The 11,907-nt window shown below is 76.3% G+C and carries 5 protein-coding genes; 2 read left to right on the forward strand and 3 right to left on the reverse strand.

The window, feature by feature from the left end:
* Nucleotides 1–1,324 (forward strand): hypothetical protein (locus tag G5C65_RS38615; RefSeq protein ID WP_206442036.1); only part of this gene is annotated, 1,324 nt, incomplete at its 5' end.
* On the opposite strand, the gene G5C65_RS39385 is transcribed toward G5C65_RS38615, so the two are convergent.
* The 3 genes from G5C65_RS39385 to G5C65_RS20100 all read right to left on the reverse strand — a co-directional run bounded on the left by G5C65_RS39385 (nucleotide 1,207) and on the right by G5C65_RS20100 (nucleotide 10,552).
* The gene (locus G5C65_RS39385; RefSeq protein ID WP_165300270.1) at nucleotides 1,207–7,347 is read right to left on the reverse strand and encodes a type I polyketide synthase; all 6,141 of its coding nucleotides are present in this window, start codon (nucleotides 7,345–7,347) and stop codon (nucleotides 1,207–1,209) included. The genes G5C65_RS38615 and G5C65_RS39385 overlap by 118 nt on opposite strands.
* Before the next feature lie 281 nt (nucleotides 7,348–7,628).
* Nucleotides 7,629–9,011, reverse strand: coding sequence for an aspartate aminotransferase family protein (locus G5C65_RS20095; protein WP_165300271.1), 1,383 nt, complete (start codon nucleotides 9,009–9,011; stop codon nucleotides 7,629–7,631).
* Nucleotides 9,012–9,043: 32 nt separating this feature from the next.
* Nucleotides 9,044–10,552, reverse strand: coding sequence for a CoA-acylating methylmalonate-semialdehyde dehydrogenase (locus G5C65_RS20100; RefSeq protein WP_165300272.1), 1,509 nt, complete (start codon nucleotides 10,550–10,552; stop codon nucleotides 9,044–9,046).
* A gap of 133 nt (nucleotides 10,553–10,685) precedes the next feature.
* On the opposite strand from G5C65_RS20100, the gene G5C65_RS20105 reads away from it, so the two are divergent.
* A partial coding sequence (locus G5C65_RS20105; protein WP_165300273.1) for a PucR family transcriptional regulator ligand-binding domain-containing protein occupies nucleotides 10,686–11,907 on the forward strand: 1,222 nt, incomplete at its 3' end.

The following is an 11,907-nucleotide window of genomic DNA, read 5'->3' on the forward strand; positions in this document are numbered from 1 at the left end:
AGCGGGGGACGTCCGGCGGGGGCGACGCGGGCGCCGCCGGGCGACCGGTAACGGTGGCGACGGCCCGGTCCCCTTCGTACACCCGCCACCGGCACCGCGGCGGCTGCCCGAGGGGGCGCACGGCCAGCCCGCCGACGGCGTCCGGCACGGTGCCGTGCCACAGCACCTCGAACGCGCCGGGCCCCGGGCCCGGCCCACCGGTGCCCAGCGCACGAGCCGCCGCACGCAGGACGGCGACAGCGCCGTCGTGTTCGTCGTGTTCGACGCGGCCGCCGTGGCCGTCGCGACCGCCGTGGCCGCCGTAGCTGCCGTGGCTGTTGCGGCCATCGCGCCTGTCGCGGCCTTCGCGGCAGCCGTGTTCGACGCGGCCGCCGCAGCAGTCACGGCCATCGCGACCATCGCAGATGCCGCATTCGTCGCGGCCCTCACGGCAGCCACATTCGACGCGGCCGTCCCAACAGTCGCAGCCGCCGCAGCCGCCGCAGCCATCGCAGCCATCGCGGCCGTCGCAGCCGTAGCCGCCATCGCGGCCATCGCCGCCATCGCGGCCATCGCGTCCGTCGCAGCCATCGCCGCCATCGCCGCCATCGCCGCCATCGCGGCCGTCATGGCCGTCGCAGCCGCCGCAACCGCCGCGGCCGTCATGGCCGTCGCAGCCGCCGCAACCGTCGCGGCCGTCATGGCCGTCGCAGCCGTCGCGGCCGTCGCGACCGTCGCCGCCGTCGCCACCGTCGCCGCCATCGCCACCGTCGCGGCCATCGCGGCCATCGCGGCCGTCGCGGCCGTCATGGCCGTCATGGCCGTCGCCGCCATCGCGACCGTCGCGGCCGTCCCAACAGTCGCGGCCATCGCGACAGTCGCGGCCGTGGCTACCGCCGCAGCCGCCGCAGCCGTCGCGGCAGTCACGGCCATCGCAGCCGTCGTGGCCGTCGCACGCGCCGGATTCATCCCTGTCATCGCGGTTCTCCGGGGTGCCGCGGGCGTGCAGGGCGGTGCGGGCGAGTTGTCGGGCGCCGATCGCGCGGTGGGCGTCGAGCACCGACGCGTGCGCCCGCTGCACGGACTCGGCGAGCCGCACGGACAGCGCCGCCGGGGACGCGGGGAGCGCTGGTGCCGTGGCCGTCCCGGCGGCGGGCCCGGTGCCGGACGGGGCGGCGGCGAGGCCGCCGAGCGGGACGCCCTCGAAGTGCAGTTCCTCCACCGTGCTCACCCCCGATGGCCCTGGTCGGCGGCGAGGGTCGCGACGGCGCCCTTCGCGTCGACGCCCCGGACGATCTCCGCGGGTTCGGCCCGCAGGGCGCGCACCCCGTGCCACCGCTGGTAGACCCGCCCGTCGGGCGCGCACGCGGTGACGGTGGCGCGGGAGATGAGCGGGGAGTCGTCGGGCAGGACCTCCACCGCGATCGCGAAGGGCTCGTCGTCCGGCAGCGGCGCGAACAGCTCCACGCGCTCCACGCCCACCGGGACCGGCGCCGGGTCGGCCTGCGCGTGCCGGATCATCGCCAGTCCCGCCGCCTGCGCCAGGAGGTCGGCCAGCGCCGGGCTGTAGAGCAGGCCGCCGAAGGCGCCCGCGCCGAGCGGGGGATCCGGCATCCGGGCGGCGACCACCATCCTGCCGGGCTCCTCGACGAGCGCGTTGCGCAGCCCGCGCAGGGCCGCTCCGTGGAAGAGCCGCCCGTCCGTGTAGCAGGGGTGCGGCTCCTCGGCGATCTCGAACGGGGGGAGGTCCTGCCGCGGTGCCTCGGGGGACCGCTCCGCTCGCCGGAAGACGCCCTCGTGGTGGAGCCGTCCCTCCGGGCCGGCGGCGTCGCGGACGGCCACCCGCACGGCGTCGGGGCCGGAGTCCGGCTCCGGGGCCAGGTGGACGCGGAACGCGTCCGGGCGCCCGCCCCCGAGCAGGATGCCCCTGGCGATGCGGAAGTCGCGGACCTCGACCACCGGCTGGTGGCCGCCGTGGGCCCGCTCGGCGGCGTGCAGCGCCCATCCGAGGCTGGCCGTCATCGGCAGCACCGGTACGTCGCCGAAGCGGTGGGCGCGCAGCACCGGCTCGTCGTCGAGGCCGGTCAGCGAGCGGTGCGCGGTGACGCCTGCGGCGGGCAGCGCGTCGACGCGGCGGTGCAGCGGCCCGAGCGGTCCCACGAGGGCGACGCCGCCCGCCCCGTGCTCCGGGGCGCTCATCAGCTCCACGAAGTGCGCGCACCCGGCCTCCCGGGTCAGCACCGGCACGCCCCAGCCCGTGAACAGCTCCTGGACGGACTCCGCCATCCCGCCGGTCCACGGCCCCCAGGCGATCGGCAGGACCCGGCAGTTCGGGTGCGCCGTGCGGAAGGCGCACCCGAACCGGTCCAGCGCGGCGTTGGCCAGGGCGTAGTCGGCCTGGCGCATATTGCCCCAGACACCGGCCACCGAGGAGAAGAGCACCAGGTGCCGCAGCCGCCCGGGATCCAGTGCGCCGAGGACGTGCTGGAGCCCGCGGAGCTTGGTGTCCAGCACGGGCGCGACGGACTCGGCCGTCATCTCGGCGAGCGGGCTGTCCCCCAGGACGCCCGCGCCGTGGACGACGCCGGTGATCCGTGCGGCGTACGGGGCGAGGGCGCGCGCCACGGCCGCGGGGTCGCGGATGTCGGCGGCCACGTACTCGGCCTCGGCGCCGTGTGCGCGCAGTTCGTCGAGTGCGGTGCGGATCCGCCGCTGGGCGGTGTCGGCCTCCGCCTCTCCCGTGCCGGGCTCGCCGGTCAGCGGCGTCCGGCCCAGGAGGAGGTAGCCGCACCGGTGCTCGCGGGCGAGGGCGGCGACGCACCAGGCGGTGACGCCGGAGGCCCCGCCGGTGACCAGCAGCAGGTCCTGCTCGGTGAGCGCGGCCGGGTCACCGGTGTCGCGCTCGGCGGCGTCCGGCCCCGTGCGCGGCGCGGGCACGGCAGCGGGCGCGGCGGAGTGCCGGGTGAGGCAGGGCGTACGGCGGTGCGTGCCGTCCCAGGCGACCTCGTACAGGTCGGTGGCCAGGTCGGCGATCTCCGCGAGGAAGGCGTCGCCCAGGCTCTCGGTCGGCAGCCCCGGGGCGAAGTCCAGCGAGCGGCAGAACAGGGCGGGTTCCTCCAGGGCCGCCGTCCTGACGAGGCCGCCGAGCCCGCCGGCCAGGGCGTGGGAGGGGTCGCCGCCGGATCCGGCGTATCCGAGCGCCCCGTCGAGCTGGGTCACCGTCACCAGCCCGGCCCGGTGGGCGCCCGCCGCCTCCCGCAGGACCGGGCAGACGTGCTTCGCCGCCAGCACGGCCTGCCGGAGCCGCCCGGCCATGCCCTCCACGGGGTCCGCGTCCGGATCGGGGGCGGTACGGCCGAACGGCAGAACGCACAGGTCGAGGCGGGGCTCGTCGGCCAGCAGCGCGGCGAGGCGCGCCGCGAACCCGGCCTCCTCCCCGTCCAGGGGCAGGCGGCTGGTCCGCCACCCCCGGGAGGCCAGTGCCGCCTCCAGCGCGGCGCCCAGCTCGCCGCCGTCGTCCAGGAGCAGGGCGTGCGGCCGCTCCGGATAGGCGTCCGCGCGCACATCGGGGGCGGGCGTCTCGCGCAGTCCGACGACGGCCCGGCCGAGCTCGCGGGGGCCGCTGTCCGGGTCGGCGAACCCGCCCTGGGGTCCGGAACCGGTGAGGGCCTCGTGCATCATGTCCGTCAGCTCGCGCACCGTACGGGCCGTGCTGAACCGGTAGAGCTCGCTCCGGCTGACCACCGGATAGCGGCGCCAGATCTCCGAGCCGATCTCCACCTGCTTCAGCGAGTCGATGCCCAGGTCCGCCTGGATGTCCATACCGGGCTCGATCATGTCGACGTCGTAGCCCGTCTTCTCGGCCACGATGTCCCGGAAGACGCGTTCCAGCTCGGCGGGGTCCAGCTCGGCGGGGTCCAGCGGGAGCTGCTCGGCCCGTCCGCCGCCGTGCTCCGCCGCCCACAGCTCGGCGAGCGCCGACCCGGACCGCTCCGCCCCGTCCGCCTCCCGGCGCTCCGGAGGTTCCTCGCGGGGCCGCTCCCGGGACTCCGGCGCGTGCCCGTCCGCGAGGCGTTCCGGGAGGCGTTCCGGGAGGCGTTCCGGGACGGCGGGCGCCTCGGCCGCCCCGGGCTCCGGTACCCCGGCCCGCCGGGAATCCGCCGGTGCCGGGTCGGCGCCCGGGGCGCCGAGCAGCCGGGCGACGACGTCCCCAGCCCTGGCGTGCACCTCGCCCAGCCGCACGCTGTGCTCGGCGACGGCGTGGACCGCGGCCGAGAGCTCCGCGTCCACGCGGCCCCCTGCGGCGCTCTCGCTGAGCACCCGGGTGAGCTGGTCCGCCGTGTGCAACTGGCCGTCCAGATAGCGGGTGTGTGCCGCCAGGTGCTCGGCGGCGGCGCGGGCGAGCGGCTCGGCGGCGGCCTCCCGCACCCCCCGGTCCCCCGTCTCCTCCGGGGCCGCGCGGGCCGCGACGGCGGGCGCGGCGGGGTCCGCGGGTCCGGCCGACCCGCCGGCCTCGGTCGCGGCGGCGGCGGGCGCGGCGGCGGCCTCGGCGAGCTGCTTCTCGTAGTCCGGCCGCCGGGCCTCCGCCGCGAACAGCGGGCCTTCGAGGGTGCGGGCGACGGCGGACGGCGCGGGGCGCTCGGCCCGCGCCGGCGCGTCATAGCGGTTGATGCCGCTCAGCGGCAGGCCCAGCACGGCCAGCCGGACCGCGGCCTCCTTCAGGGCCGCGGCGCTGTCGGCTCCCCCGCCGACGACGTCGCAGGCGACGGCCTCCACCCCGCGGTCGCCCAGCGTCCGCTCGACCAGCCCCGTCAGCACGCTCCGGGGGCCGAACTCCACAAAGACCCGCACCCCGTCCGCGTACATCTCCTCCAGCCGCATCGCGAAGTCCACCGGCCGGCGGAGCTGTTCGACGAGGGTGCGGCGGTTGGCGTCCGCTTCCGGGCCGTACGCGGCCCCGGCGGTGCCGGCGTACACCGGCAGCTCGGGCGGCGCGAACGCGGCCTCGGCGCACGCCGCGCCGAACGCCTCCGCCGCGTGCTCCACGAGCGGGGTGTGGAAGGCGGCGGCCACCGGGAGCCGCTGGGCGGGGACCCCGCGGGCGAAGCCGGCGCGGACGAAGCGCTCCACCGCCGGGACCGGCCCGCCGACCACACACTCGTCGGGCGCGTTGCGGTTGCACACCGTCAGCTCGGGGTGCTCGGCCAGTACCTGCCGCAGTTCGCTCTCCGGCGCCCGGACGGCCGCCATGGCGCCGGCGTCTCCCTCGTCGCCCGGCGGGGGCTCCATGGCCAGGCCGCGGGCGCGGGCCAGCGCCAGGAACGTCGCGTCGTCCCAGACCCCGGCCGCCCACAGCGCGGTCAACTCCCCGAAGCTGTGGCCGAGCAGGCCGTGCGGGGCGAACCCCAGCTCGCTCAGCCAGCGGTACTGGCCCAGCGAGAGCGCGCCGATCGCCGGCTGCGCGTAGGCCGTACGCCGCAGCCGCTCCTCGACGGCCTCCCGCTCCCCCTCGCCGGGCGGCGGAAAGACGGTGCGGGCCAGGCTGTCGGACGAGGGGAAGTGCGCGTTGGCGGCGTCGAACGCGGCACGCACCGGGGGCATGGCCAAGGCCGCGTGCAGGCCCATCTCCACGTACTGGCTGCCCTGGCCGGAGAAGAGCGCGCCGCACCGTGTCTCCGGGGGCAGTCCGCGGCGGCGGTAGCTCAGGCCCCGGGCGTGGCTCCAGCTGTCGTGGCCGGGGTTCACCCGGAGCTGCTGGACCGCCGTGGCCAGCAGCGCGTCGCGGTGCTCCGCGCCCGTGGCCACGAAGCCGATCCGCGCGTGCCCGGCCGGCACCGGGCCGTCGTCCGGCGCCTCGCCGCGCTCCAGGCGCTCGCGCAGCGCGTCCGGGTCGGGCGCGTGCCACAGGCAGGCCGCGGGGGTGCGGTGCAGGGCGTGGCCGGGGCGGTCGTCCGCGCCGGCGTACTCCTCCAGGACGGCGTGGTAGTTCACCCCGCCGAAGCCGAACGCGGAGACGCCCGCGCGCCGGACGCCCCGGCCGCCGTCGCGGATCCAGGGGCGGGCCGCGGTGTTGAGGTAGAGCGGGCTGTCGTCGCCCGTCACCGCGGAGTGGGGGGTGTCCACGTTGATGGTGGGCGGCAGCAGCCTGTGGTGCAGCGCCAGCGCCGCCTTGATCAGCCCGGCGGCTCCGGCCGCCGCCTTGGTGTGGCCGATCTGGGACTTGACGCTGCCGACGGCGGCGAACCGGCGCTGGTCGGGCAGGGCCAGCAGCTCGTCCAGCGCGTTCAGTTCGACACCGTCCCCGGACGGGGTGCCGGTGCCGTGCGCCTCGATGAGCTCGACCGAGCCGGGCGGGCAGTCGGCGTCCTCGTAGGCCCGCCGCAGCGCCGCGAGCTGGCCGGTGCCGCAGGGCGCGTAGATGCTCTGGCCCGTGCCGTCGCTGGAGCTGCCCAGGCCGCGCAGCACCGCGTAGACGCGGTCCCCGGCCCGTTCGGCGTCGTCGAGGCGCTTGAGCGCCAGCATGCCGACGCCCTCCCCCACCAGCGTGCCGTCGGCCTCCGCGTCGAAGGGGCGCGCCTGGCCGCTCAGGGACAGCGCGGGGGTCTTGCTGAAGCAGACGAAGGTGAAGATCGAGTTGTCCGCGTCGCTGCCTCCGGTGAGCATCACGTCGGCCCGGCGGCTGAGGAGTTCGTCGACGGCCGAGCGGAGCGCGGCCAGCGAGCTGGCGCAGGCCGCGTCCACGGTGTGGTTGGCGGCCCGCAGGTCGAGCCGGTTGGCGATCCGGCCGGAGACGATGCTGCCGAGGACACCGGGGAAGGAGTCCTCGGTCCACGGCGGCAGGGAGGCCAGCCGCATCCGCAGGGCCCGCTCCGCCTGCTCCCGGGGGATGCCGCAGGCGACACTGGCACGGATCAGGTCGGGGGCGAGGAGCCGGTAGGCGAGCGGGATCACCGTGGTGTTGGTCCCGCACTGGCCGAGCACCACGCCGGTGCGCTCCGGGTCGAACCATCCCTCCCGCCCGCGGGACGCGTCGGCCAGCACGTCCTTGGCCACCATCAGGCTCAGCAGCTGCACCAGCCCCACCGAATCGACGCTCTTCGGCGGCATCCCGAACTCGCGCGGATCGAAGGTCACCGGCCTCAGGAACCCGCCGCGGCGGCAGTAGGTCCGGTCCTCGGCGAAGGGGTCCGGGTCGTAGTGCTCGTCCGTGCTCCACCACGCCTCGGGGACCTCCTCGAAGCAGTCCCGGCCGGTGACGACGTTGTCCCAGAACTCCGCCACGTCGCGGGCCTTGGGGAACATTCCGGCGAGTCCCACGATCGCGACGGGGTCGCGGGCCAGTCGGCGGTCTGCGGAATCGGTCTGCACGTACGTACACCTTGTTCGGATCGCAGCGGGCGGGGGGCGCCCTGGAACTCAGAGCCACGGCGCACCCTAGGAGCCGTGCGGGACGGGTCCCCCGCGCCACGCCGATCCGCCACCGGGCGCCCGCCCTCCCCGTCAACCCCGTGCCCTGGCACGACGCCGGGCGGGGGATGTCGCGCCCCGCCGGGCAGGGGCCGCCCCTTGCTGTGCCCTGCGGGCTGCGGCCCTCGCGGTGGTTGCACGCGCCCCGTGCCGAAGCCGCTAGGGGCACGAGCCCCGCGCCCCTAGTGCGCCCTCACATGGCGGTCGGCGGTCTCCAGGGCCCGGTCGAGGAGCGCCAGGCCCTCGCGGGCCTCCGCCTCGCTCACGGTGCACGGCGGGACGGCGTGCAGCCGGTGGTAGTTGACGAACGGCAGCAGACCCGCCGCCTTGCACGCGGCGACCAGCTCGCCCATCGCCACGCTGGTGCCCCCGTACGGCGCCAGCGGCTCCTTGGTGGCCCGGTCCGCCACCAGCTCCACCGCCCAGAAGACGCCGAGCCCCCGCACGTCCCCCACGCTCGGGTGCCGCTCGGCCAGGGCCCGCAGGCCCGGACCGAGGACGGCCTCGCCGATGTGCGCCGCGTTCTCCACTGTCTTCTCGTCCCGCATCGCCTCGATGGTGGCGACCGCTGCGGCCGTCGCCAGCGGATGTCCCGAGTAGGTCAGCCCGCCGGGGAACGGCCGGTGCGCGAACGTCGCCGCGATCCGCTCGCTGATGGCCACTCCGCCCAGCGGGACATAGCCGGAGTTGACGCCCTTGGCGAAGGTCATCAGGTCGGGCACCACCCCGTCGTGGTCGACCGCGAACCAGCGCCCGGTGCGCCCGAAGCCGGACATCACCTCGTCCGCGATGAGCACGATGCCGTACCGGTCGGCGAGCTCCCGCACCCCGGTCAGATAGCCGGGCGGCGGCGGCATGATCCCGGCCGTGCCGGGGATCGGCTCCAGCACGATCGCGGCGATGGCGTCCGGCCCCTCGAAGCCGATCAGCTGCTCCAGGTGCTCCAGCGCCCGCTCCGTCTCCTCCTCCGGGCTCGCGGAGTGGAACGGCGAGCGGTACGGGAAGGGGCCGAAGAAGTGCACGGTGCCGGCGGCGCCCTGGTCGTTGGGCCAGCGGCGCGGGTCGCCGGTGATGTTGACGGCGGTGTGGGTGCCGCCGTGGTACGAGCGGTACCGGGAGAGCACCTTGTGCCGCCCGGTGTGCAGCCGGGCCATGCGGACGGCGTACTCCACGGCCTCGGCGCCGCCGTTGGTGAAGAAGACCCGGTTCAGGTCGCCGGGCGCCAGCTCGGCGATGAGCCGCGCGGCCTCCGACCGCTGGTCGTTGACGTGCTGCGGCGCGACGGTGCACAGCCGCCCGGCCTGGGTCTGGATCGCCTCGACCACGCGCGGGTGCTGGTGGCCGATGTTGGTGTTGACGAGCTGGCTGGAGAAGTCCAGCAGCCGCCGCCCGGCGCCGTCCCACACGTAGCTGCCCTCGGCCGCCGTGACGACCATCGGGTCCAGCTCGGCCTGCGCGGACCAGGAGTGGAAGACGTGGGCGCGGTCCAGCTCGTAGGCGCGCCGCGCCTCAAGGCTCGGCTCGGGGGTCGGTTCGGGTGCCGGTTCGGGTGCCGTGCCGCTCATGGGCGTGCTCTCCTTCGTCGTTCGTCTCGTTGTCAGTCGTTCTGCGGGAAGCCGAGCCGCAGCCCGCGCTGGCTCGGGTCGGGCCAGCGGGAGGTGACGACCTTGCCCCGGGTGAAGAAGTGCACGCCCTCGGCGCCGTGCGCGTGGGTGTCGCCGAACAGGGAGCTCTTCCAGCCGCCGAAGGAGTAGTACGCCATGGGCACCGGAACCGGCACGTTGACGCCGACCATGCCGACCTCGACCTCGGTGCGGTAGCGGCGGGCCGCACCGCCGTCGTTGGTGAAGACGGCCGTGCCGTTGCCGTACGGGTTGGCGTTGACCAGGGCGACCGCCTCCTCGAAGGTGCCCGCGCGCAGCACCGACAGCACGGGGCCGAAGATCTCGTCCCGGTAGACCGACATGTCCGGTGTGACGTGGTCCAGCAGCGTCGGCCCCAGCCAGAAGCCGCCGGGCGGCCCGTCCACGCCGCCGTCGGCGACGGTCTCCCGGCCGTCCAGCACGACCTTCGCGCCCTCGGCTGCGCCCGCCTCCACATAGCCGGCGACCCGGTCCCGGTGCGCCCCGGTGACCAGCGGGCCCATGTCGCTGCCGCGGCGGCCGTCGCCGGTGCGCAGCCCCGCGGCGCGCTCGGCGACCTTCGCGACCAGCTCGTCCCCGATGCCGCCCACGGCGACCAGGGCGCTGACGGCCATGCAGCGCTCCCCCGCCGAGCCGAAGCCCGCGTTCACGGCGGCGTCGGCGGCCAGGTCCAGATCGGCGTCGGGCAGCACCACCATGTGGTTCTTCGCGCCGCCGAGCGCCTGGACGCGCTTGCCGTGCGCGGTGCCGTGCTCGTACACATACCGTGCGATGGGCGTGGAGCCCACGAAGGACACGGCCTTGATCCGGGGGTGCTCCAGCAGCGCGTCCACGGCGGCCTTGTCGCCGTGGACGACGTTGAACACGCCCGGCGGCAGCCCCGCCTCGGCCCACAGCCGAGCCAGCCAGTTCGCCGCGGACGGGTCCTTCTCGGACGGCTTGAGCACCACCGTGTTGCCGGTGGCGATGGCGAGCGGGAAGAACCACATCGGCACCATGGCGGGGAAGTTGAACGGACTGATCACCGCGACCGGGCCCAGCGGCTCGCGCACGGAGTGCACGTCCACCGCGGTCGAGGCGTTCTGCGTCATACCGCCCTTGAGCAGGTGCGCGACGCCGCACGCGAACTCCACCACCTCCTGGCCCCTGGCGACCTCGCCCAGCGCGTCGTCCAGCACCTTGCCGTGCTCGGCCGTGATGATCTGGGCGAGCTCGGCCTTGCGGGCGTTCAGCAGCTCCCGGAAGGCGAAGACGATCTGGGTGCGGCGGGCGAGCGAGGTGTCCCGCCAGGCCGGGAAGGCGGCCTCCGCGGCCTCGACCGCCGCGGCCACCTCCGGGTCCCCGGCCAGCGCCACGGTGGCGCCGACGGCCCCCGTGGCGGGGTCGTACACCTCGCCGGTGCGCTCCGGCGGCTCGGGCAGGTACGGCTCACCGTGCACCCAGTGCGGAATGGTGGTGGTCATCGGCGCTCCCCGGTCTCTCGCTCTCGCGGCCTCGCGGACGGCTCTGTGCCGCCCCGCCCATGGTGGGAGCGGCCCCGGCTCCGGCAGTCGTACAGGGTGTCAGCCATCCCGGGAAATGTCTTACAGTGTGTAAATGCCACCGACGATCCGGGACGTCCTCGCACTCGATCCGGTCCGCCGGGCCGGCGCCCAGGTGCTCGCGGGCGACGGACTGCTCGACCGGCCGGTCCGCTGGGTCCACGTCAGCCAGCTGACCGATCTCACCGGGCTGCTGCGCGGCGGCGAGCTGGTGCTGACCACGGCGGACCCGCTGCGCGGCGGCCCGGCGCGGGCCGGCGACTATCTGCGGCACCTGGAGGCGGCGGGCGCCGCGGGCGTCGTGATCGAGCCGCCGGACGCGGACGCGAGCCCGGACACCGACCGGGTCACGGACCGGGACACGGGCGGGGACACGGACCGGGACACGGACCGGGACACGGGCGGGGGCTTCGCGGCGCTGCTGCGCACGGCGGCTGCCGGGGCGGGCTTCCCGGTGGTGCTGCTCGGCGGCACCGTGCGGTTCGTGGAGGTCACCGAGGCCGTGCACCGCCGGATCGTCAACGAGCAGTACGAGGAGGTGCGGTTCGCGCAGCGGGCGCACGAGGTGTTCACGGCGCTCAGCCTGGAGGCCGCGCCGCCGGAGGTCATCGTCGCGCGGGCGGCCGAGCTGGCGGGCGCCGCTGTGGTGTACGAGGACGTGGCGCACCGGGTGCTCGCCTCCGCGCCCGGCCCGCTCGACTCCGGGACCGAGCTGCTGGCCGACTGGGAGCGGCGCGCCCGGCTGGCGGCCGAGGAGTGGCGGCACACGCCCGTGGATGTGCACGGGGAGCGCTGGGGACGGCTGGTGATGCCGGGGAGGGCGCGGCCGTCCGGCGGCGACGGCCGGCGCCTCGGCATGGTCCTGGAGCGCGCCGCGCAGGCGCTGACGCTGCGGCTGATGGCCGAGCAGAGCCAGGCGGACGTGGCGTTGCGGGCGCAGAGCGGGCTGATCAGCGAGCTGGTGGCGGGGCGGGCCGGAACCGAGGCGGAGGCGCTGGTGCGGGCCCGCGCCGTCGGGCTGCGGCCCGGCGCGCTGTACCTCCCGGTGGCCGTGCGGTACGCCGCCGGCGCGGCCGCGGGTTCATCCGAGGAGTTCCGGCGGGACCGGGAGTTCGTGGCGGCCCTCACGCGTACGGTGCGCGCGGCCGGGCTCTCGTCGCTGACCAGCTCGGTCCGGATCGGGGAGGTCGCGCTCGTGCTGTCCTGCCCGCGCCCGGACGACGAGGACTGGCTGCTGAAGCGGTTCGCCGCGGCCCTCGCGCGGCAGGTGCCGGGGG

Source organism: Streptomyces boncukensis (assembly GCF_011045075.1).
In the GTDB taxonomy this organism is placed as follows: Bacteria; Actinomycetota; Actinomycetes; order Streptomycetales; family Streptomycetaceae; genus Streptomyces; species Streptomyces boncukensis.

Excerpts from the sequence above, each read along its gene's own strand:
- G5C65_RS20100 (WP_165300272.1), bottom strand. The coding sequence starts at position 10,552 with ATGACCACCACCATTCCGCACTGGGTGCACGGTGAGCCGTACCTGCCC.
- G5C65_RS20095 (WP_165300271.1), bottom strand. The coding sequence starts at position 9,011 with ATGAGCGGCACGGCACCCGAACCGGCACCCGAACCGACCCCCGAGCCG.